The following is a 23,481-nucleotide window of genomic DNA, read 5'->3' on the forward strand; positions in this document are numbered from 1 at the left end:
CCACCTATAGTAAGCCCTTTCAACACTATTATACTGACTTGCAGTTGACAGAGATAATCCAAATACAACCAAGCCGGCCCTCATGCTGGAGGTACCGACTTGGTTGTAGATGAATCTATTAAATTACGTGTTCAAAAGAGACCTCTTAAAGTGAGACTTCTTTTTGTCCGGATAATCGAAGGAAGACGAGCAGCGATACGACCGTAATGACGGTAAGAATCGTGGACAGTGCTGCGGCAACGCCATAGTTCCCGCGAATGACCTCGGTATAAATGGCAACCGTAACGGTTTTCGTCTTGCCTGTATATAAGATGATAGAGGTACTTAGTTCGGTAATGATGGTAATCCAGCTCAATATTGCACCGGACACCACGCCCGCCAGCATCATCGGCAGGGTAATCTTGAAGAATGTCTTCATCTGGGAAGCTCCCAGGCTGATGGCTGCTTCTTCAATCCCATCGTTAATCTGATGCAGAATGGCTGCACTCGATCGAATCGTATAAGGCAGACGCCGAATGACGAACGAGATGATCATGATGAGTGCGGTTCCGCTTATTGCCAGCGGCTTATTGTTGAACGTAATCAACAAGGCAATCCCTAGAATGGAGCCAGGCACGATATAAGGGAACATCGTGAAAATATCCAGCGTGTTCGTTAAAGCATTCTTTCTGCGAACGGTTACATAAGCGATCAGAATCGCGAGCAGGATAATGACGACCAGCGACACGATGGCTAGGAAGAACGTGTTCGTAATGACGCCGCCGATATTATTGAAGGCATCCCGATAGCTTTGCAGCGAGAATCCGTCAACAAAGATTCGGCCGTTCGATTTCAGGAAAGAAGTATAGATGACATATAGCTGCGGCAAAAGCGCGATTAACGTATACAGATAGATGACCGCATGTGCTGCTATGTTGCCGATTCCTTTTTTCTTCTTGGCTTCAATCGGGTGCAGCGCGCTCATCGTGAAGGCTTTGCGATTGGCCACGAATTTTTGCAGCAGGAAGATCGCGGTTGCGAACAATACGACAATGACGCTGATTGCGGCCGCAAAGCCGTCATCGCCGCCGACCTCACTGATGAATTCGTTAAAGATCAATACAGGGACTGTCTTGAATCCTTCGCCAATCAGCATCGGCGTACCGAAATCGGCGAGTGCGCGCATGAATACGAGCAGACCGCCAGCGAGCAAGGTTGGCGTAATGAGCGGGAGCAGCACTTTGCGCATTTTGCCGAAGCCCTTATAGCCCATGCTTTCTGCAGCTTCCATCAGCGATTGGTCGACATTCTTAAGTGCTCCCGATACGTACATGAAGATGAGAGGCACCATTTGCAGGGTCAATACCACCAAAATACCCGTAAAGCCATATATGTCAGGCATCGTAATTCCAAATACATTGCTTACGAACTTGGTAATGACGCCGCTTCTGCCTAACAGCAAGATCCAGGAGTAAGCTCCAATGAACGGAGCCGACATCGACGAGAGCAGGATCAATATCCGAATGGTTGAATTCCCTTTAATCTTAACGGTAGCCATGATATAGGCAAGCGGTGTTGCAATGATAGCCGCAAGGGCGGTTACACAGACGGTTACTTTTATACTGTTGAATAGTGCATTGGTATAGTAAGGCTTACTGAAGAACTTCGTGAAATAGGCGAGTGAAAAGTCGCCTGTCGTGCCGTTGTAAAAGCTTTTGAACAGCATCGTAAATAAAGGCAGGGCCAGGAACAAAATATAGAAAGCAAAGATCAGGAACGAAATGTTAGTCCAGACGTCAAATCGTTTGCGTGTCCCCTTCATAGTTGACCGCCCCTTGTGTAGTTCAATTCACCTGCAGCATCGTACACATTGATTTTATCCGTCTTCACTTTCAGATAAATGATTTGGCCAGGTTCTAGTATTTGTGCGGTTTTCGATTCCTGCGTAATTTCAACGCGTTGACCGGATTCCAAATCGACAAAGTAATGCGTGTTCTGCCCTAAAAATACGCTGTGCACAATGGTTGCCTTCATGCCGGTTTGTTCATCGGTGATGATGAATTCCTCAGGTCGAACCGAAATTTTGACGTTAACTTCAGCTTGCTTATTCGATGCCGGCAATTGAATGTTAGAAAGTTCTTCGGAATAGCTTGAACCGAAATGTACATTATAGCTGCTTCCTTGACGCGTTACGCTTCCTTCGATAATGTTCGTGCGGCCGATAAAGGTAGCAACGAATACATTCGCAGGACGTTGGTAGATTTCTTGTGGCGTGCCCAGATGCTGGATGACGCCTGATTTCATAACCGCAATGCGATCGGACACGGCCATCGCTTCTTCCTGATCATGCGTGACGTATACGGTTGTAATGCCGACTTCTCGTTGAATGTCTTTGATCGCGTTCCGCATGTCGACCCGCAGCTTGGCATCCAGATTGGATAGCGGTTCGTCCATCAGGAGGACATCCGGGCGGATGACAATCGCTCTGGCTAGCGCAACGCGCTGCTGCTGGCCGCCGGACAGGTTCTTCGGCATGCGATCCTTGTATTGTTCGATTTGCACGACTTTTAAAATATCTTCCACTTTGGAGTTAATCTCAGCTTTGGATAATTTGCGATTCTCCAGCCCGAACGCGATATTTCCTTTAACCGTTAGGTGAGGGAAGATGGCATAGCTCTGGAACACCATCCCGATATTCCGCTTACCCGGTTCGACCTGATTAATGACACGCTCGTTAAAATTAATCGTTCCGCCTTCAATGCTGTTGAAGCCGGCAATCATGCGCAGCAGCGTTGTCTTGCCGCATCCCGAAGGACCGAGAAGGGTGAAAAATTCACCCTTCTTAATCTCCAGGGACAACTCAGGAATGACGGTGGTATCGCCATATTTTTTTACTAGGTCTTTTATCGTTATTGTCACGCTCATTGTTGTCACCTAACCTTTTAGAGGTAGTCAAAAAGTCCGTTTTTGATCACGAAGCACGGCAGAAGGTAACTCGCTGAAAACCGGACTTTTTGACACGCTATTATAAATTATTTGATGCTTGTGAACAGAGAGATGTATTGCTCGATGATTTCGGATTTGTGCTCACTTACATAGTCCGTATCTTCATCAATCATGTTGATGTCGGCATATGGCGTCATGTAGTCCCCAAGCTTCGTATCTATGCGAAGCGGACGGTTCGTCAACTGCGTGCCGAACGCGTCTTGCGCTTCTTTTGAAAGAATGAAGTCGATGAACTTCTTGGCATTGTCCATATGCGGTGCGTCTTTAATAACAGCGGATGCTGCATCCAGGAATACGGCGCCTTCTTTCGGATACACGACTTCTACAGGCGCACCGTTTCTGACATACGTGCTAGAAGGGTCTTCGTAAGTTAAGCCAACAACATATTCACCGTCAGCGACACTCTTGTGAACGGCACCGGAACCGCTTGCAATTTTACCGTCCAGATTCTGAATCAATTTGCTAACATAGTCCCAGCCTTTCGGATTCTCGTAGTCGCCGCCCATTGCTTTCAGCATATTGGTAAGCTGAGCGAAGGCGGAGCTGGAGCTTGCCGGGTCGGCAGAAGCGATTTTTCCTTTCAGCTTTGGATTCAGCAAATCTTCATAGCTTTCAATTTTGATATCGCCGATCAAGTTCTTGTTCACGAGGAGCACGCTTCCATCTGAAATATAAGGAGTAGCGAAGCCCGTCGTATTGCGATGACCTTCAATTAAATATTGGTCTTCAGGTGATACGTAAGGCTCGTAGAGGTCGGCATGTTCACGGAAACCCGCCATGGAACCGCCGAACATTACGTCAGCGTAAGGATTTTGTTTTTCCGACTGTAAACGCTTAAAAATTTCGCCCGTTCCAGCCGTTACAAGCTCAACCGTAATCCCTGTTTTCTTTTCGAACATTGGAATGATGGTCTTGATGATTTCTTCGCTGTTCGGACTGTAGATGACGAGTTTATTTGATGAAGCTGAATCCGACTCACTATTTCCACAACCGCTTAGCGCTCCCACAACCAGCATGCAAGCTATCAGCAACATAGAAAACCTTTTCATTTTTATTCCCCCTGAACTGAGTTCATTTTCGTTGCATGTTTATTGTAGCAGTGTTGGTACCGCTTACAGAATCCCACAATCCGAAAACATTGTCTAAAATTCGCAAGTGATTTTTGGTAGTCTGGTTTGATGTTTCAATTGAAAAAGAACCTATCACTATAGGTTGGTTAAAAGGTAGTCCATTAGAAGGATGTGTGGATAGTTCTGTAGAATCATGTATATATCTGTGGAAAATTGTTGAGGGAACGAGAAGAATTCTTGAGAATTATTTTAAGTTTTTTGGAAATATGGACATTGATGATTTTGAGATGAATTAAAAATAATTTGCCGATCATTATTGTCATGGTTAAATGATGGATCACATTCTATCTATGAAGACTTATATATTGAAAGTAATAGTGATGCACTAGATAGATATAAGGAAGTATTTGGGGATATATTTGTGAAAACAAAACATTATACACATTGAAATGATGATGAGGGATGTAACAGAGTCTGCAAATAACAAGGTATCCGGAATGAAGAAAGCTGCAAGTGCCGTTCCCAAGACGATATGATGGGATACATAGAGGTAGCTTGCTCATATCTAGCAAGATTTAATAGTGTATAATGAATTGAAAATAGGTAGTAGTAAAGTGCTAGTCATGTACGATTTGGCAGAACTTTTTAGAACTTTGAACTCGAGATAGGGGAAGAAGCATGCTAACAGGAGAAATTCGCAACAAAGTAGATAAAATATGGACCGATATGTGGGCGGGCGGCATTAGTAACCCGTTGACGGTTATTGAACAACTTACGTATTTGATGTTCATTCGTTCTCTCGATGAGAAGGAATTGGAGAATGAGAGCTTCGAGGCACTGGGTGGTGTAGCATCCAAAATTTTTCCGCAAGATGAAGAAGGACAGGACATGCGTTGGAGCAAATTCAAGACGAAGGATCCTCGCGAGATTTATGAAATTGTGGGAACGAAAGTATTTCCTTTTATTAAAGAGATGAATGGCGAGAATATGACAGCCTTTTCACGATATATGCAAGATGCGATGTTTTTGATCCCGACACCGCAAGTACTGCAGAAGATCATTACGGGTTTAGATGAATTGTATGAGCACGACATTAAAGACTTAGACATGCAAGGTGATCTCTATGAGTACATGCTTGGCAAGCTTGCAACTTCAGGACAAAATGGTCAGTTCCGTACACCGAAGCATATTCGAGATATGATGGTGCGTCTACTCGCGCCAACGCCTGATGATAAAATTTGTGACCCTGCATGCGGGACGGCAGGTTTCTTGATCTCCTCGGCGGAATATATTCGTGAAACATATGAAGCGAGTATGACGAGTGAACAATGGGAGCATTTTGCAGGAGAGATGTTCTCGGGATTCGATACAGACCGTACGATGCTTCGTCTCTCGGCAATGAACTTAATGTTGCATTCGATTAATCAACCGCATATTGATTATGTGGATAGCGTATCGAAGCAGAACGACATTGCTTCAGCATATGACATGATTCTTGCCAATCCGCCGTTTACAGGTACAGTGGATGCGGAGAGCATTCATGATAATCTAAAGACGATTTGTGATACGAAAAAAACAGAGCTCTTGTTTGTGGCACTCTTCTTGCGCCTTCTTCGTAAAGGTGGTCGCTGTGCATGTATTGTGCCGGATGGTGTATTGTTCGGAACGACAAAAGCGCATAAATCATTGCGTAAAGAACTGGTGGAGAATCATCAATTACAAGCGGTTATTTCCTTGCCGAGTGGTGTGTTTAAGCCTTATGCAGGTGTAAGTACGGCGATTGTGATTTTCACGAAGACAGGTGCCGGCGGAACTGATAAGGTCTGGTTCTATGATATGAAAGCGGACGGCTTCTCCTTGGATGATAAGCGTTCACAGATTGATGAAAATGATATTCCCGATATTCTCGCTCGATTCCACAACCTTGCGGGTGAGACAGATCGTAAACCGACAGAACAAAGCTTCTTGGTAGACAAGTCTGCGATTGCCGAGAAAGATTATGACCTATCGATTAATCGGTATAAAGAGATTGTGTATGAAAAGATCGAGTACGATGCTCCTGAGGTAATTATGAATCGCCTGGATGAATTGAACCTGAACATTGCTTCCAAGATGGAGGAGTTAAGGGGGATGTTGGGTGAGTAAGGTGAGGGTGCAAAAATTAGGTGAAGTAGCTACGGTTGTTTCAGGTTCAACACCTAAGACTTCAGTAGATGAATATTGGAATGGAAATTATAATTGGGTAACACCAGCTGAAATATCTGAGAATACCGTTATCATTACTCATACTGAAAGAAAGATAACAAAAAAGGCAATTAAAGAGGCAAATCTAAAATTGTTACCTGTTGGAACAGTGCTGCTCTCATCAAGGGCTCCAATTGGTAAAGTAGCGATAGCCGGTACGGAGATGTATTGTAATCAAGGATTTAAGAATCTCATCTGTTCAGATGAGATTCATAATATGTACTTATTTTGGTTTCTAAGAGGGAAAACAGCTTTATTAAATTCAATGGGAAGAGGAGCAACATTTAAAGAAATTTCCAAATCGATTGTTGAACAAATTGAAATCCCACTCCCCCCCCTTGAAACACAAAAACAAATCGCCAAAACCTTAAACACAGCCGCTGTATTGCTTGCCATGCGCAAACAACAGCTTGCTGAGTTGGATAACCTTATTAAATCAATTTTTTATGAGATGTTTGGGGAAAATAATATATATATTGAAAAGTCTTTAATAGAGTTGATTGTTGAGGGATCCGGATTGTCATACGGAATTGTCCAACCAGGTGAAGATATAGGAAAAGGGATTGGAATACTTCGTCCAATTGATATTAATCATGGTACTATTTCCATGACCAATATTAAGCGAATCCCACCAGATGTTGAAGAACCATACAAAAAGACACGTTTAAATGGAAATGAAATTTTGATTACTGTTAGGGGCACTACTGGGGAAACTGCTCTCACTGATCAAAAGCATATGGGAATGAATGTGACAAGAGGAATAGCGGTTATCCGACAAAATAACAGTCTTATTAATAGGATTTTTCTTAATGAATATCTAAAATCTGGAATAGGCCAAAGGTTTATTCGTGAAAACACAAAAGGGGCTACATTAAAGCAAATTAATTTATCTGTATTAAGGGAGATGCGGATATCACTTCCACCCCTCCCACTCCAAAAACAATTCGCCGCCCGGGTCACCAAGATCGAAGAGCAGAAAGCTCTCGTTCAGAAGGCGATTGATGAAACGCAATACCTGTTTGATAGTCTAATGAGCGAGTATTTCGAGTAAATGATCAACCACTAACATCGAGGTGAACATCATGTCGGCAAACTTTGATTTCTTGCAAGACCAAGCGGAATATAAAATGTTTGCGAATGCTTGTATCGAGGCCGAACGTGTACTGGCGACCTCACCGGCCATGTCGGCGGTGGGGAGCCGGAAGGCGTTCGAGTTAGCGGTGAAATGGGTTTATGCCGCAGATAATACAATCACTATGCCGTATAAGGATAATCTGCAATCGTTAATCCATGAACCTACTTTCCGATTTGCAATGGAAACGCAGACATGGGGCAAGTTGCCATACATTATTAAGTTGGATAATCTAGCCGTTCATACAGATAAAGCGGTTAGTCGTAGCGATGCGGTTTTGGCGCTTGCATCTTTATTCGAATTTGTACAATGGCTTGATTACTGCTATGGTGCTAATTACGAGGAACGTATATTTACAGAATCTAGTATTCCTAAAGAGAAAGTTATACTTGATGAGGCGAAAATCAAAGAGAAAGATAGTTTGATTGAGCAAAAAGATTCCGAGATTGAGGCATTGCGAGCTCAAATTGCGGCCATGAGCGATCGGCTTACGGCAGATAAAGCACTGCATAAGGAAGAACGCCATTTTGCACCAGAAGATCTCTCCGAGTATAATACACGGAAAAAATATATTGATGTGGATCTGAAATTGCTAGGTTGGATACTAGGTGATGATGCTCGTGAAGAAGTAGAGTTGTTCGGTATGCCGAACTCGCAGGACAAAGGATTCGCAGACTATGTACTATACGGCAAAGATGGATTGCCGCTTGCTGTTATTGAAGCAAAACGGACATCAAAAGATCCGAAAGTGGGTACTCAACAAGCGAAGCTCTATGCGGATTGTCTGGAGCGGATGACAGGACGTCGCCCGATAATGTTTATTACGAATGGATTTGAAACCTATCTGTGGGATGATAAGACTTCACCCCAGCGGAAGGTTAGTGGTATGTTCTCGAAGTCGGATCTGGAGAAGCTTATGCATCGACGTCGGGAACGTAAAACGTTAAGTGAAATCGTCATCGATGATAAAATAACAGATCGCTACTATCAGAAAGAAGCCATACGGGCGGTATGTGAGAGTATTGAGACCGGTCATCGTCGGGCGTTGTTAGTTATGGCAACAGGGACGGGCAAGACACGAACGGCCTCTAGCTTAACGGATGTACTATCCCGAGGTGGATATGTAACGAATATTCTGTTCTTGGCTGATCGGACGGCGCTGGTGAAGCAAGCGAAGGATGACTTCAAGAACCATCTTCCCGATATGTCTCTGTGTAACTTGCTAAGCAATAAAGATGACAAGAATGCTCGTATTGTGTTTTCCACCTATCCAACAATGTTGAATGCGATTGATACGGCGCGTCAGGATGACGGTAAACGGCTATTTACACCTGGACACTTTGATCTAGTAATTGTGGATGAGGCGCATCGTAGTATTTTCAAGAAGTATCGCGCTATTTTTGAATACTTTGATGGCATTGTCGTCGGATTGACCGCAACACCTAAGACCGAAGTAGATCGGAACACCTATGATTTTTTTGAGTTGGAAAGTGGAGTGCCTACATATGCTTATCCATATGAAACGGCGGTAGAACAAGATCATGTCTTGGTTCCTTATCATAATATCGAAGTAACGACTCGATTTTTAGAAGAAGGCATTACATACGATAAATTGTCACCAGAAGATCGGGCGCGTTATGAAGAAGATTTTGCCGATGAAGACGGTGCTATACCGGACTTTATTCCTTCTCCTGCTGTGAATGAATTTATATTTAACCAATCGACAGTGGATATGGTGTTAGAAGATTTGATGACCAAAGGAATCAAGGTGGCAGGCGGGGATAGACTTGGTAAGACGATCATTTTTGCTCAGAATAAGAAACATGCGGATTATATCCTAAAACGATTTGATAAGCTGTATCCGCAATACGCAGGAACATTTGCTAAACGCATCGTATCATCAGACAATTACGCGCAGAGTTCCATCGATGAGTTCAAGGTAGCTGATAAAGATCCTCATATTGTGGTATCTGTCGATATGTTAGACACAGGAATTGATGTGCCTCAAATCGTGAACCTCGTATTCTTCAAACGGATTCGATCGAAGACGAAATTCTGGCAAATGATTGGTCGTGGGACAAGGCTTTGTAAGAATTTGTTTGGTGAAGGACAGGATAAGACCACATTTGTCATATTCGACTATCTGGGAAACTTCGAATTCTTCCGGCAACATAAGGAAGGGCTCATGGGGAGTGAATCTCAGAGTCTATCGGAAGCGATATTCGCGAAGCGTGTGCGATTAATTCAACATTTGCAGACAGCATCCTTCATCGACGATGCTCATCAATCGATTCGCGCATCCCTTGTGGATATCGTACTCACTCAAGTCTGCGAACTTAATACTGAGTTGGTCTCGGTAAAACTACAATTGCAACATATTGAGAAGTACAAGGAACCAGTAGCTTTCATTTGTTTATCGGATACGGAGCAGCGTCAATTAGTAGACCATATCGCGCCCCTCGTCTTTATGGAGGATACGGATGAGCATGCGAAGCGTTTTGACAATTTCATGTACGGCTTGATGATTGCTTTAATTGAAGGGACATCGCAATTCAAAAGAGGAAAAAAACAGTTGATGGATGTAGCGATACAATTATCAAAACGTGCGACTATTCCGCAAGTCAAAGATAAACTATCAATTCTGAGTACCATTGCTTCGGAAGACTTTTGGACTGATGTCAATATTACCAGCTTTGAGAAGATTCGTGTAGAACTCCGTGATCTCGTGAAGTTTCTGGTTGATGAAGGTGGAGAAAGCCCAATATATACGAATCTTATGGATGAAGTGACTAGTGTCAAAGAAGGAAAGCCGATGTACCAAGCGTATGATTTTGAAGATTACAAACTCAAGGTCAACCGCTATATCGAACAGAACCGGGATACTCTTGCCATACATAAACTTCGTAATAATATTCCGATGACTGCGCTGGACTATGAAAGTTTAGAGCGAATATTTACGAATGAACTTGGATCCGCTGAGGATTATCAACGGGAGTATCAAGATACACCATTCGGGTTGCTGGTACGTAAAATTGCAAAGCTGGAATTAGAAGCAGCCAACGAAGCGTTTTCTGACTTTATTAATGATCAATCCCTGAATCAGTCGCAGATCGTATTTGTTCGTAAGATCATTGACTATATTGTCCAAAATGGTTATTTGGAGGACGTTTCAGATCTAGTGAAGCCACCCTTTGATAAACCGCAAAGCTTTATCAAGTTATTCGATGGGACAAGGCAGAAGCAGCTTGTGCAAGTTGTTACTCAGATTAAGGAGAATGCGATTACTGTAATTGGTTGAGTTCATAGGAATGTTTGTAACTCAGGCTAGGTGATTTTCTTGTATCCCTGGTAAGTCTGTTATTATGGCAAACCATACTCCATTCATAGAGGTGACAAATGTCTAAGAAAATGTGGTTGGTTCGTGCTGGTGAGGGAGCCTATCTGATTCATGAGTTCAAAGATAAACAGGCAATAGCAATTGGCTGGGGAGAGTTAAAGGATATTAGCAATGTAACCTCGCTTCAAGACATCAAGACATTGCTGAAATCTAATTATCCAGAATATAAAGACGGTAAGGTCAATATTACTGCAGGACAAATTTATAGATTTGTCTCTGAATTTCAGGTAAATGATGAAGTAATAACCTACGATCCTGAAGAGCGTCTTTATTACATCGGTAATATCACTTCAGGTTATACTTACAACCCGGACATTATTACAGATAGCCCTCATGTTCGTAAAGTTGTTTGGCAAAGCACTGTATCGCGGGATTCATTATCTGCTGGTGCTAGAAACACGTTAGGATCGATTATGACGATTTTCTCTATACCTGATGGGGTGAGAAAAGAAATATATGACCAGTTAGGCAAAAAGCCGAGTCCACAGGAAGAGGAAGCGGCTGAACTGGATCTCATTAAAGAAGATGTTATGGAGAAATCCAAAGAGTTTATTAAAGATAAAATTGTTAATCTTGATTGGGAACAGATGCAGGAGTTAGTTGCGGGTATACTTAGAGGGATGGGATATAAGACTCATATCTCTCCCAGAGGGCCGGATCGAGGGAGAGATATTCTAGCTTCGCCAGATGGCTTAGGGTTAGAAGAACCTAGAATTATTGTTGAAGTGAAGCACCGTTCTGGTCAAATGGGCGCTAATGAGATACGTAGCTTTACTGGGGGACTTCGCTCGGGAGATCGTGGTATTTACGTTTCTACAGGTGGCTTTACTAAAGAGGCAAAATATGAAGCAGATAGATCTAACCACCCTTTGTCTTTAATAGATCTGGGTTTTTTAGTTGAGCTGGTTATCCAATACTATGATCAATTTGATTCGGAGACTCGAACATTGGTGCCTTTAAAGAAAATATATTGGCCTGTTTAATTACTTGGAATATTATCTATTAATTTGTCTTATCATTTATGGGAGCAGACTAAGCCTTTAAGGAGGTGGTCTGCTCCTTTATTTTTGAATTCACAAAAAACATTCAACGGGATTATTTAGGTTAATTAATACTAGTAGTTAATTGTGGAGAGATAAAAATTAAAAAGCAATTATCATAAGTCCATAAATAATACTCAAAATATAGGTCAAAGCCAGAGGTTAGCTACTTTTTGCGTCTATTTTTGAATTTGTCTTGTAGTTGAGGGAAAAATGATAAAATTTGCTTTCTCCACTCATAATAAGTTTTTATTGATATACCGAGCTGCTCAATGATATTTGTAATGCTTTTGTCAGTTGTATAAATAGCGACGATAAGGTCAATAATTTTGTCACGGTTTTTTCTTCTATAGTAGAGTGGCTGCCTGTCTTTGGTATAAGTTATCTTGCAATCTACACAAAAAAAACGTGGAACTGGATTTTTTGCATGAGCTTTTATGTTGCTGGAATGGCAGTCAGGGCAATCGGGGTAAGAAGTCTGAGCATTCTTAGAAATGGAGTGTAACTTTTCTTTTACAGATTTAAGTTTGGTACACAAAATCTTTTGAAGCTCTTTTAGACCTCTTTCGTCTAGCTCCACACAATTACTCAAAGCAGATTGTATATCCTTTAATGTGCTCATCCTTATTTTACCTCCTGGTATATGATTTGAATAATATATCATCTTTTTCACTTCTAAACCACAATTTACTACAAATATGTCCCATGTACATGTGTCAGGGCTAGGCAAATAGATTTTGATCTTGTAATATGGGAATAATTGCTTGTTTCTTTATTCAAATCGAGAGGAGTCGCGATAAATGAAGGTTTTCCTTGGAAGTTCGGGTTCTGCCGAATCGTTAGATGATCTCAGAAAAATAGCAATTCTGATAGAAGAAGAAGGTCATACACCGGTTTCATGGAAAAAAGAAGGACTTTTTCCGTTAGGGAACTACATGTTAGATAGCTTAATAGAGATCAGCAAGCAAGTTAATGCTGCAGTTCTAATTTTTAATGAGGATGATCCCGTTTGGTATAGAAATGAGTATGTTAAACAACCGCGAGATAACGTATCGATGGAATATACTCTTTTTGCTGCGACCTTAGGACGAGGAAAAACCATTATTTGCAAGAGAGGAAGGCCTAAAATGCCATCAGACTTACAGGGACTCATATATTGCAGCCTTGATAAAGAATTTCGGGCAGAGAGCGAAATAGTTATGTGGTTAAGGTCACTGAATTCAGATAAAATCAATTAACTTTTTTATTTTGTAACTACAGGAGGTTATCTTGAGTAAAATTCCGAATTTACAATCCTTGCGTGGAGTATCCGAATTAAAGTACGTTAATGCAGACAACGTGATTCGATATCGTGCCATTATGCGTTATCTTTATCAGCAGTATCAAAAGTTGAACTATTGGCTTAAACCTGAACAAATATATGATGGGATAATGGAGTGGAATTTACACAAAAACTATACGCTCGATCAATGTCAGATTGATTTGGAACAATTAGTGGAATGGGGCAACCTGTCGTCGCGACATTATGGGGAAAGAGCCGTTTCTGTGGAAGAGTATTTACGGAAGAAGTATCAGTATTTACTAACCCCTTATTCTATCGAAATTGAACGCTTACTTGAAAGTTTGGAAACGGTTCGGGGCTATGGAGGATCTCTGGAGCCTACATTATTTGATACGATTGCAGATTCATTATTCAAAATTAGAGAACGATCAGATATTTATCAACCAGGAGAAGCACTTGAGTTGTGGAATCTAGTGTACGATTCATTTCAGAAGTTGCATGAAGCATCAGTGGATTATATAGCTAGTCTTCAGACGGGAACGGCGGAAGAGCTAATGGTCACAGATGCTTTTTTATTATATAAAGACGCGATTACTCATTATTTGAAGGATTTTATACATGCCTTGCAGCGACGTTCTTATAAAATCGAAGGTAATCTAACCAAAATATCGCATTATGTACGGGATATCTTCCTACATGCCGTGGTAGAAGATGAATGGAATATTCCGAAGTTGGAGGAAACAATAACGAAAGAGCAATATTTTACTGAGCTATCAGATAAATGGAATATACTACATCGGTGGTTTCTTGGTAAGAATGGTTCTCCGAGTGAACTGTCGTTATTAGAACGAGCTACGAAAGAAGCCATTGTGAAGATGGTTCGCAGCGCATTGCGCATTCAAGAAAGAAAACGTTCCAATATTAGCAGAATACGGGAATTGGATTATTTAGGACAGTGGTTCTATCGGTTGGAGAGCTTGGAAACGGCACATCAGTTAGCTGCCTATGCCTTCGGGCTATTTCCCACACGTCATTTACAGGGCGAGGATACGAGAGAATCGGATAGCCAAGGAATGTCGATATGGATAGAAATGCCTATTATGAAAACGTTGCGATCTCGAAGTAGGAAGAAACATGAGCGTCACGACACGGAGGCTGTTATTGATAACACAAGGGATAAAGAGCTTCTAAGGGCCGAGTTTATCCGGCGGCATAAACAGGAACTGCAATTTTTAATTCAGATGGTAGATAAGGGAGAGACGAGTATCTCGCATCTTGGGGAAATCTCTACGACGTCAAGATTGCAAATATTGGGTTGGATTAGCCGCTGTAATGCTTCGTCAAATTTAGCTATTCAGACTTCTGAAGGCGTTCGTATCCAATTGATTCGACCTGTGAACAAAGAGCGTGCGAGCCTGTTGTGTGAGGACGGTGAGCTGGAGTTGTTAAACTATAGTTTCACGTTTCAGGTAGTGGAACAACATAGCTGGGATGATTTGCTCCAATGGATGGATACCAGTGAAACAACACTTTAAGAAGTCTGGGGGTAATTAGGATGGAAACGATTAAAATAGGAAAGTTGAATAAGACCAAGAGAAGAAGAACGAACATCGTAGATAGGGAAGAACTCTCTGATAGAAAAAAACAGTGCATGAATGCTTTGTTGAACCGTCCATGGATTGCGAAAGAGAATGATCCTCAATTGTACTACTGGATTAAAGAACAGTATGCAGAGTTAAAAGATTGGTTCATGAATTATGCTGGTTATTCGCTTGTTGTCAATAGGAAGATCGCCAAATTGGAGAAGGTCCCGGTAGTTGCATATCCATGGATGGGTTTTCAAGAGTTTCGCGAACCACTAGACTATGCATTGTTCACCTATAGTTTGTGGTTTTTAGAGGCGAAGACAGAACGCGAGCAATTTCTATTAACCGATCTGGTAAAAGAAGTGCGTGATTACATGTTAGAGCAAGGTATGGAAATAGATTGGCGCAACTATTTTCATCGATTGTCTATGGCAAGGGCACTAAAAAAATTGAAAAGTATACATGTGATACGGGCAGTGGATGGACAAGAATCGGATTGGGCTTCACATTCGGATTCAGATGTTGAAAAACATAATGTCCTATACGAGTGCAGCGCTTACGTGCGATATGTATTGCGAAATTTTCCTACCGAACTGACGAGTTATACAGATATGACAGAACTTAGAGACACGATCAATTATGGAGAAGGCGTAGATGAATTAAATCGAAAACGAAAACATCGCCTTTATCGTCGATATTTACTTGAACCAGTTGTAATGGATGATCAATGGCAGGAGGAGCAGCTTTATTTTCATGGCCAAAAGAATCATATAATCAAACATTTAAAGACAATGTTTGGTTGGGAGGGGAGTAAGTATCGCGAAGGTGTCCTCTTTTTTGAACCAGAAACGATGACAGAAGCGGAAGTGTTTCCAACTTTATCTTCTATCTCTGATATAACGTTGCTTGTGCTTGGACAGGTGCGACAGGAGGTAGTCTCTACTTTTGAAAAGGAGTCGGAACAGAATGGAAGGGTACGCCTTACGAAACATGAAATGGAGCGCATACTCATTAGACTGAAAGAGGAGTATGGAGAGTATTGGACCAATGATCATCGGAAAATGAAGTCCACACAACTGGCGCAGCAAGTATTCGATCATTTGATGGAATGGGGATTTGGAGAATGGGAAGATGAGACTTTTTTTGTGTTAAATGCAGCAGCCGGAAAATGGATGGCTCAGTACGGAACAGTGGAATTGGATATATAGGGGGGACATGTCTTGGTATTGGAAATAAATCTGAAAGAAGAAAAGACGCTTTTGAACACGGTAGATCGATGGCAGATGAGCCGGGCAGGCGTTCTTAATTTCTGGTATTACGATGAGGAAGAGTTTCATTTCGAGGAAGGCAGAATGATCTTAAGAGGCACTAATGGATCGGGGAAGTCGGTTACGATGCAAAGTTTTATTCCATTGGTTCTTGATGGAGATAAGAGACCGGAACGTCTTGATCCTTTCGGCTCTCGTGATCGCAAACTGGAATATTATTTGCTTGGTGACGAGGAGAAGGGGCATACGGATCGAACGGGTTACTTGTGGCTAGAATTTTATCATCCGCACAAGAAGATATATAAAACAATTGGCATTGGGATTAGGGCACGTCGTGGCGCGGCCCAATTAGGGTTTTGGGGTTTTTTGTTAGAGGATGGGCGGAGAGTCAATCAGGACTTTTGGTTATATGATTACAAGCTGTGGTTGGAACAAGGGAATAAAGTTCCTCTGAATCGGAAAGAGTTAACCGATCAGATTGATTCAGGCGGACAGGTGGTGCAGGAACAAAGCAGCTACAGAGAGATGGTTAATAAAGCTTTGTTTGGTTTTCAAGATCCTGATTCCTTTAAAGATTTGCTGAAACTTTTGCTGGAGTTGCGAAGTCCTAAGTTATCTAAAGATTTTAAACCTTCATCGATGTATGAAATTTTGACGAAAGCCTTACCGCCATTAAAGGAAGAAGAGTTAGGGCCTTTATCAGACGTAATAGAGGATATGGATCAAATCACGGATCAATTAGAAGAGCTTCGCATTCATGTGGATGAACTCGGAAAAGTGAATGAGAAGTACAATGAGTATAACCGTTTTTTGTTGAATCTACATTCAGAGGAGGTATTAACCAATTCTGAAGTATGTGCTCAATTAGAAAAACAGGTTGCCGAATTAAGAGGACAAGTTCTTGCCCTTAAAAATGAACAATTTAATATTATCGCAAGTATGGAGCAGGACAAGACAAAACTAGGAACGGTAGAAGTTGAATTAGATATTTTAAATCGGAGTGAAGTGATCGAAAAGCAAAGAGAGTTGGAAAGAGCAGAGGAACAACTAAAAGAAACATTAGGACAGTTGGGTGATATCAGAAAAAGAAAGAATAAAAACGTTAGTGCTCTTAATCAGGTTGAACAGGAGATTGAGCAAGCAGAGGGAAAATTAAATTTAATAGTTCAAGAACAACATGAAACAGTAGAAGAACTTGAAGATCTTGCACGAACAATCGAGTTTGGAGAACATGATATTTATCACAGAGCATGGACGCGGGGAATACCGGAGGATCAGCAATGGGCGCATAATTGGCTCAAAGATCTTGAGCGCCATAAGGAAAACCTGGTAGTTGCCCTGAAAATTGCACGTGAGGAAAGAGAAGCTTTTCGAGCGGCATCCGAAGCAGAAATTCGATTAGGAGAAATACATCGTGAACGTAGTATCGCTGAGGATGAGCAAGCAGCACAAGATAGCCGATTGGAAATCGAAAAGGAGAAGATTAGAGAAAATTTGGTTCGCTGGCAACAAGGATTACATCAGTTGCCTGTAGATGGAGAAGGGTTACGAGATTCTTTACGGGCACTGTCTTTACTAACCGCCAAGGATCGCCAGTATGATCGGGTTCGTCAAGCAGCTGTTCAAGCTTATGAACATAGAAACCAAGAGTTATTGGAACAAGGGCTTCAATTACAGCACCACAAGAAAGTATTGCTAGATGATTGCCATAACCTTGAACTGGAGCAGGAACAGTGGAGATCGACTAAGGAGCCTGAGCCGAAGCGGACAGAGAAAAGAAAGGCTACGCGTGGGCAAAGAAAAAAAGGCATAGGTGCTCCTCTCTTTGCGGTCTGTGAATTTAATGATGTGTTAACAGAGGATGAGCAGGCCCGCTTGGAGGAAACATTAGAACAAGTAGGTTTGTTGGATGCATGGATTTTTCCAGGGGGAAAAGTATCGGTATTGGATCAAGAAGAGGGTGAGGAAGTATGGATTGAACCTACAAATTCACTGCATGAGATGACGCTTGCCAATATGCTGCAAGCTACGCCTTCTCAGGAGAGCGGTTTGTCTGATAAAGATATTCAGGCGGCTTTAAAGAGTATAGGTTGGGCGAGAGAGGGAGAAAATACACAGATTGATAAGGAAAGTCTTGTTATAGGGGATGGCACCTTTCGCTTGGGAGCTTTAACAGGTCAGGGCTTTTCAAAGTTACGCGCAGAGTACATTGGCAAAGAGACGAGATTACGTACCAAGCAATTGGCGATGGCCCAATTGGAAGCGGATTTACAGCAGTTAGTAAACAAAATCTCCGATATAGATGAGCAGCTAACAATGTTAGAGGAGAACAACCGAGCTCTAAAGACGGAGCTAGAATCTTTCCCTGATGATAAAGAACTGCAAGTTCAAATCGATATTTTCATTCAGTTTTCTTACCGTTTAACAGAAATTATGAATCAAGAGCAAAAAGTCGAATTATGGTACAAAGAAAAGATGGCTCTATTAAGGGGACTCCAGTTAAAACTAGCTGAACAAACGGCAAATTGGTCTTTACTAAAGGGAGAAAAGCAGATTAGTGAAGCACTTGACTTGTGTATGAATTATCGTAGCCGTATTTCAGCGTTGAAGTCATCTTGGTTGCGTTACAGTGAAATTTCCCAATACCAATCCAAGCAAGTCGATCAACAAGCTAATCTGTTGCTAGAAATAGAAGAAGATGAATTTCAACGAAAAATAATTGAAGAAAAGAAAGAAAAGTATACTGCACAAGTTGGTCAGCTCAAAAATCTGATGGTGGAGATGGGTCTTCAAAAGGTTCATGAGCAAATAGTGACATTAAAACAAGAAAAAATAACTCTCTTGAATCGTATTGATACGTTACATGAGAAAAAAGAAAAATTAATTGCAGGCTTATCTGGAAAAGAAACAACTTTCAATATATTTTTAGAGCAATTAAATGACTGCCAAACTCAATTTTATCATACTGTAGAGTTGTGGAAGGGTGAAGTGCAACTTGCTCTTGTTCCTAAGTGGAAAGAGGCTTTAGATCAATTGACTGATGAAAACGAGATTCCAAAAATATGTCGGCAAATAAAGAAAGAGTATGGTTCACAGTTCGGAACTAGAACGAAAGAGCGTATTGGAAATGAGCTTCAACTGGAATATAACGCGGTTCGCAATAACTTGCGAGACTATGTGGTCGAAATGGATTTTTTATCATCAGGGAGAATGGTGATTACGTCAAAGCGCGATCGAATGAATCCCATGACCCCGTCAATGCTTCTGGATGAACTAATTAAGCAGCGAGATGAGCAGCGTACGTTGCTGACTGAGAAAGATCGACAGTTATATGAAGAAATTATTATAGGCAGTGTCGGTAAGGCCATTCGACACCGTATACATCGCGCCCGAGATTGGGTAGATCGAATGAAGGCTCTAATGAGTCAGCGTGACACATCAAGCGGATTGCAATTGTCCTTGGTGTGGGAAGCCAAAGCCCCGACAACAGAGTCTGAACTTGATACAGAGTCGTTAGTCGAGCTGCTACTTCGCGATGCCCATCGGATGGAAGATGAAGAAATTGAACTAATTATTGAGCATTTTCGAAAGCGAATATTACAGGCCAAACAGTACTCCGAAGAAGAGCAAGGGGCTTTGCGCAGATATATATATAATTTGCTCGACTATCGCTCCTGGTTTGAGTTCAAACTTCATTATCGTAAAGGCGATCAGACCGGGTACCGAGAATTGACGGATGCAAAATTCAACGTATTAAGCGGTGGCGAAAAAGCGATGGCCATGTATATCCCTTTGTTTGCTGCTACTTATTCCCGGTATAGTGATGCAAGTGCAGACGCGCCTAAAATTATTTCGTTGGATGAAGCTTTTGCTGGTGTAGATGACGCTAATATGCGAGACATGTTCCATTTGCTTACGGATATGGGGTTCGATTATATGATGACGTCACAAGTATTATGGGGCTGTTATGATACAGTGCCGCGATTGGCTATTTATGAAATTTATAGACCAAAAGATATTAACGTAGTGACGTTATTTCATTACCGTTGGAACGGAAAAAGCAAAGTGCTTATTGAAAACTAACATCTAGGCGGATAAGTGAAGTGAGGGAAGTCAGCAATGGAGATTGGATATCTTAAAACAGCCAAGCAATACTATAGCGATCCACTCTTAGGCAATCTGCTCAATGCTGTATTTAAAAAATATCAGGGGCAGAATGGAATACGTGGGAATGCGAAAATAGTAGTTCGTTCAGATGCTGAAGCGGACAGGTTACAACATTATTTCGGTAATCGGGTAAAGCGATTAATTCGTCCTCATACTGAACTTGTGGTGCCTTTGAAAATATTTTCTGAAGAATTAGAGTTAGGCTATAAACTGAATATTCCAGATTTATATGAAGTGCTGTATGAGCAACAACTGTTAACCAAATCCGAACAACGGGAATTGAAAGACATGCAATGGATAGAGTTGTTCGAACGGGTTAACAAGCGATTTGAGCACGATTGTAAATCGGTTTTATATAATGGAATTTTGAGTCGAAAAATATTCAATTGGTATGAACGCCTAAAAGCAGGAAGTGCTCCGGGATATCAAATTTTAAAGGGTGTGCTGCGTAATGGTGGAGCAGGAGATGACGATCTTTTTTATTGTGTGAAAGCATTGTGGTATTTATTTTATAATAATAATGAACTTAGAGAAAAATTAAAAATTTGTACACAAAATGTGAGGATTCCAATATTCTCTAATTTCGTAACCCAAGATCCTCATAGATTTGACTTGAAATTTCCTGCTGGAAGATTGCTATTAGCAGCGCTAGAGGATATTTATGCTCAAAAGATAAGAACTGGGGAAATAGCATCTAATGAATACTTAATTGTACCCGAGTTCATGAAACGTAGACAAATTTATCGTACCTTTGGACTTATGGATGACGATATAAGTTCTATATCACATGTTTTTGCATCATCTTTTATTTATGGTACATCCCCAAGGACATTAAACTTGCGAGAGATTGAGTCGCGTGAGGATTGGCCTAAATATTCTGCCTTATATATTCTTGAAAATCCATCTGTATTTTCCTTTTTGGTAGATGAAACATTACATTTTCTTGATATTAACGGTTACTCATTTGAACAACTTTCAGGCGATAGTCCACCGCTTATTTGTACGTCTGGGCAGGCACGTAGTGCCACTAAATATTTTATAAGAAGAAGTCTTGATGCGAATCCAGATTGTGAGATCTTTTATTCGGGGGATTTTGATTTGCCAGGGGTACAGATGCTTGTAGGGATGGAAGAATTAATACAAGGTAAGGTTAATGTTTTTCGAATGGACTCAGATATGTACCGACAATATATTGATCCTGATAGTTTACCTCTATCAATGAAAGACAAGAAAATATTTCTTAGTATCGAAGGTGATCTAGCCAAAACAATGGCTGAAGCCGGGGTGAAAGTGTATCAGGAATCAACAGTCGGAGAGCTAAAGGAAGATTGGATAGAGGTAGTGAGTGGAGCACTAAAGAAAGTGGTTTGAATAGTTGGATCTAACGGGTAAGAGAGTGGGCGAAGTAAAGCGCGATAGCGACCCTTGATTTCAAGAGTCGCTATCCGTAACGCCTTGAGACTATACGTTTTTACTAATTCCAAGATCGCTGCCCAACGGACTCCATCCCGAGCTGATGTTGCTCGCTTGCCACCCTGTTCCAATATCGCTGCTCAAGGGTGACCATCCTGACCCGATGTCACTGTTTAATGGAGACCATCCTGTTCCGATATTGCTAACCAGCCAACCCGACCCAATGTTGCTGAATGGAGACCATCCCGATCCGATGTTATCCAGACTCGTTCCCAAAGACGAGCCGGTAGAACCGAACAAGAAAAGAGCTATGGACATCGTGATTAATGCTTTCTTCATCTGAACCCACCTCATTTAATAGAATATTCGTAAAACGATTCTTGTGCTTTGTTGAAGCATACATCTCATATTCTTGAAAGGTAATGACAGCCGTTCCTACATACTGCATATTTTTGAGTGTGAGAGCCAATTCCAACGATAGGGCATTATATTCAAACCCTAAATCATGATGAGCCGTTTTCAGGTAATACTGTGTTAATGCTTGGGTGAGACGTAATTTATGTTTCAAGTGGAAAGGGTCTTTCCTGGATAATAAATCGTCGACGTTGGATTTGTATTTCTTCAGATACTGTGCAGCATCATGGAACGCATCATTGCTGACATAGCTTTCCAACGCAATAGGGAGTACCAGAAGTACTTGATCGCCCTTCAGGAGGCTCATAAGCTCCTCGATAGGTTCCGTTTGCTTCATCTCGATGTGGATGTAAAGCTCGTTGCATTTGGAGAGCCACGCGTAATGGTCGCCGTATATGGCATACTGTTGAGTGACCTTTAATGCGCCTTCAAAGTTTTTCATTCCCATTAATGCGACCGACTCATACAACCAGCTTTCTGCCACATAATCATCTTGCCCTTCCTCAAACGCAATACATCGTAACTCTTTTGCATAGAGGAGCAGTTTCGACCAATTCTCTACTACATTATAGAACGTCAGGATACGGTAATACGCATCCAGTCTCAATTGATCTGGCAGTATTGGCAAATATTCAATCAGTTGACACAATGCTTCGTTTCCTGCTCCGCTTGTATCCAAATCTCTCAATATGAGAAACCTTCTGTAGTAGGAGATGGCTATTTTTTCGCTTCGGCTGTATCCGTTGCGGACGATGATGTCATAGAAAGGGAGTGAGTAGTTGCGCTTGGTTGACTGGAAGATGCGTTCGGCTATTTTGAAGGTGGTGTCGATCATTTTGGAACGATTGGTTTCTTCGTAGAGGAGTTGTACAAGTTGTTTGACAAGGTCATATTTTTCAACTTCAATGCAGTGGAGGATAAAATCGCTTGTCTTGTCAGGCCTTAATCGGCCCATTTCATTGCAGCATTCCCCTATAAATTCTTCATAGAATGCATGCTTCGGTAATCCGAAAGCTTGATTAATGGCATGGAGCTGGGGCAACATAAGTGACTGCTTTTTGTTAAAAATATAGCTAATAGATGAACTGTCTATGCCTGAAGCCTCTGCTAATTCCTTTTGCTTCCACCCCCTTACGTTCAGTTCCTCTTGTAACCTTTGGCGGAGTTCCATTGGAGCTACATGAAGATTACTTGTCATTTTGTATCCTCCTCATACAGTAATTCATCACGATAATTCAAAATCCTTCCTTCGTTTCAATATTATTGAAATATCCTTTTGCTTTTAAGTATACTTTAAGATGGTGTAAATACCGAATTGACATCTGGCTGAATTATGACACTATTTTTGTCGAAATTTGAAGAGTTGTAACATGTATTTCAGATAGTGGGGTAATGGCCATCAAGCTTTATTACAAAATATAGATTTGGGTTCATGGTGAAAATAACAACGAAAGGAAGCAGAGTCGTCTTATTGCGGAGGGCC

At 41.5% G+C, this 23,481-nt stretch carries 14 protein-coding genes; 9 read left to right on the top strand and 5 right to left on the bottom strand.

What is annotated here, in order from left to right; genetic code table 11:
* Positions 1–145: 145 nt before the first annotated feature.
* The 3 genes from JSQ80_RS14875 to JSQ80_RS14885 form a co-directional block, all read right to left on the bottom strand.
* A complete protein-coding gene (locus tag JSQ80_RS14875) occupies positions 146–1,801 on the bottom strand; it encodes an ABC transporter permease (RefSeq protein ID WP_087434498.1) in 1,656 nt (551 codons plus the stop codon).
* The gene (locus JSQ80_RS14880; RefSeq protein ID WP_206095824.1) at positions 1,798–2,904 is read right to left on the bottom strand and encodes an ABC transporter ATP-binding protein; all 1,107 of its coding nucleotides are present in this window, start codon (positions 2,902–2,904) and stop codon (positions 1,798–1,800) included. Before JSQ80_RS14880 ends, JSQ80_RS14875 begins: the two co-directional genes overlap by 4 nt.
* A 107-nt stretch (positions 2,905–3,011) precedes the next feature.
* Positions 3,012–4,034, bottom strand: a complete 1,023-nt coding sequence (locus tag JSQ80_RS14885) for an ABC transporter substrate-binding protein (RefSeq protein WP_206095825.1) — start codon at positions 4,032–4,034, stop codon at positions 3,012–3,014.
* Positions 4,035–4,733: 699 nt separating this feature from the next.
* Here JSQ80_RS14885 and JSQ80_RS14890 point away from each other — a divergent pair.
* The 4 genes from JSQ80_RS14890 (at position 4,734) to JSQ80_RS14905 (ending at position 11,811) form a co-directional block, all read left to right on the top strand.
* Positions 4,734–6,200 (top strand): type I restriction-modification system subunit M, encoded by a 1,467-nt coding sequence (locus tag JSQ80_RS14890; RefSeq protein WP_206095826.1) that lies wholly within the window; start codon positions 4,734–4,736, stop codon positions 6,198–6,200.
* On the top strand, positions 6,193–7,350 hold the full coding sequence (locus tag JSQ80_RS29750) for a restriction endonuclease subunit S (protein ID WP_206095827.1): 1,158 nt from the start codon (positions 6,193–6,195) through the stop codon (positions 7,348–7,350). The genes JSQ80_RS14890 and JSQ80_RS29750 overlap by 8 nt, the downstream gene beginning before the upstream one ends.
* A gap of 31 nt (positions 7,351–7,381) precedes the next feature.
* Positions 7,382–10,729 carry a DEAD/DEAH box helicase family protein gene (locus tag JSQ80_RS14900; RefSeq protein WP_206095828.1) on the top strand — a complete coding sequence of 1,116 codons (3,348 nt, stop codon included), beginning with the start codon at positions 7,382–7,384 and terminating at the stop codon, positions 10,727–10,729.
* Between the two features lie 98 nt (positions 10,730–10,827).
* Entirely contained in the window at positions 10,828–11,811 is a 984-nt protein-coding gene (locus JSQ80_RS14905) for a restriction endonuclease (RefSeq protein ID WP_087434504.1), read from the top strand.
* A 223-nt stretch (positions 11,812–12,034) separates the two neighbouring features.
* Here the strand turns inward: JSQ80_RS14905 and JSQ80_RS14910 are convergent, their stop codons facing one another.
* Entirely contained in the window at positions 12,035–12,490 is a 456-nt protein-coding gene (locus JSQ80_RS14910; RefSeq protein WP_206095829.1) for an IS1 family transposase, read from the bottom strand.
* 178 nt (positions 12,491–12,668) lie between these two features.
* Between JSQ80_RS14910 and JSQ80_RS14915 the strand changes: the two genes are divergently transcribed.
* The 5 genes from JSQ80_RS14915 to JSQ80_RS14935 are packed head-to-tail and all read left to right on the top strand — an operon-like array spanning position 12,669 to position 21,542.
* Positions 12,669–13,106: a nucleotide-binding protein gene (locus JSQ80_RS14915; RefSeq protein WP_087434506.1), complete on the top strand. Its 438-nt coding sequence runs from the start codon at positions 12,669–12,671 to the stop codon at positions 13,104–13,106.
* A 31-nt stretch (positions 13,107–13,137) separates the two neighbouring features.
* Entirely contained in the window at positions 13,138–14,685 is a 1,548-nt protein-coding gene (locus tag JSQ80_RS14920) for a TIGR02677 family protein (RefSeq protein WP_087434507.1), read from the top strand.
* Between the two features lie 20 nt (positions 14,686–14,705).
* On the top strand, positions 14,706–15,944 hold the full coding sequence (locus JSQ80_RS14925; protein WP_206095830.1) for a TIGR02678 family protein: 1,239 nt from the start codon (positions 14,706–14,708) through the stop codon (positions 15,942–15,944).
* A gap of 12 nt (positions 15,945–15,956) precedes the next feature.
* Positions 15,957–20,087 carry a TIGR02680 family protein gene (locus JSQ80_RS14930; protein WP_206095831.1) on the top strand — a complete coding sequence of 1,377 codons (4,131 nt, stop codon included), beginning with the start codon at positions 15,957–15,959 and terminating at the stop codon, positions 20,085–20,087.
* Positions 20,088–20,123: 36 nt separating this feature from the next.
* Complete coding sequence (locus tag JSQ80_RS14935) at positions 20,124–21,542, top strand: DUF2399 domain-containing protein (RefSeq protein ID WP_206095832.1); 1,419 nt, start codon at positions 20,124–20,126, stop codon at positions 21,540–21,542.
* A 298-nt stretch (positions 21,543–21,840) separates the two neighbouring features.
* Here the strand turns inward: JSQ80_RS14935 and JSQ80_RS14940 are convergent, their stop codons facing one another.
* Positions 21,841–23,196: a helix-turn-helix domain-containing protein gene (locus JSQ80_RS14940; RefSeq protein ID WP_206095833.1), complete on the bottom strand. Its 1,356-nt coding sequence runs from the start codon at positions 23,194–23,196 to the stop codon at positions 21,841–21,843.
* Positions 23,197–23,481 lie beyond the last annotated feature (285 nt).

Source organism: Paenibacillus apiarius (genome assembly GCF_017052585.1).
In the GTDB taxonomy this organism is placed as follows: Bacteria; Bacillota; Bacilli; order Paenibacillales; family Paenibacillaceae; genus Paenibacillus_B; species Paenibacillus_B apiarius.

Bases quoted from the DNA above. Each gene is read 5' to 3' on its own strand.
- JSQ80_RS14885 (WP_206095825.1), bottom strand. From the start codon at position 4,034: ATGAAAAGGTTTTCTATGTTGCTGATAGCTTGCATGCTGGTTGTGGGA.
- JSQ80_RS14925 (WP_206095830.1), top strand. From the start codon at position 14,706: ATGGAAACGATTAAAATAGGAAAGTTGAATAAGACCAAGAGAAGAAGA.
- JSQ80_RS14940 (WP_206095833.1), bottom strand. From the start codon at position 23,196: ATGACAAGTAATCTTCATGTAGCTCCAATGGAACTCCGCCAAAGGTTA.
- JSQ80_RS14910 (WP_206095829.1), bottom strand. From the start codon at position 12,490: ATGAGCACATTAAAGGATATACAATCTGCTTTGAGTAATTGTGTGGAG.
- JSQ80_RS14900 (WP_206095828.1), top strand. From the start codon at position 7,382: ATGTCGGCAAACTTTGATTTCTTGCAAGACCAAGCGGAATATAAAATG.
- JSQ80_RS14935 (WP_206095832.1), top strand. From the start codon at position 20,124: ATGGAGATTGGATATCTTAAAACAGCCAAGCAATACTATAGCGATCCA.
- JSQ80_RS14875 (WP_087434498.1), bottom strand. From the start codon at position 1,801: ATGAAGGGGACACGCAAACGATTTGACGTCTGGACTAACATTTCGTTC.
- JSQ80_RS14915 (WP_087434506.1), top strand. From the start codon at position 12,669: ATGAAGGTTTTCCTTGGAAGTTCGGGTTCTGCCGAATCGTTAGATGAT.
- JSQ80_RS14905 (WP_087434504.1), top strand. From the start codon at position 10,828: ATGTCTAAGAAAATGTGGTTGGTTCGTGCTGGTGAGGGAGCCTATCTG.
- JSQ80_RS14880 (WP_206095824.1), bottom strand. From the start codon at position 2,904: ATGAGCGTGACAATAACGATAAAAGACCTAGTAAAAAAATATGGCGAT.
- JSQ80_RS14890 (WP_206095826.1), top strand. From the start codon at position 4,734: ATGCTAACAGGAGAAATTCGCAACAAAGTAGATAAAATATGGACCGAT.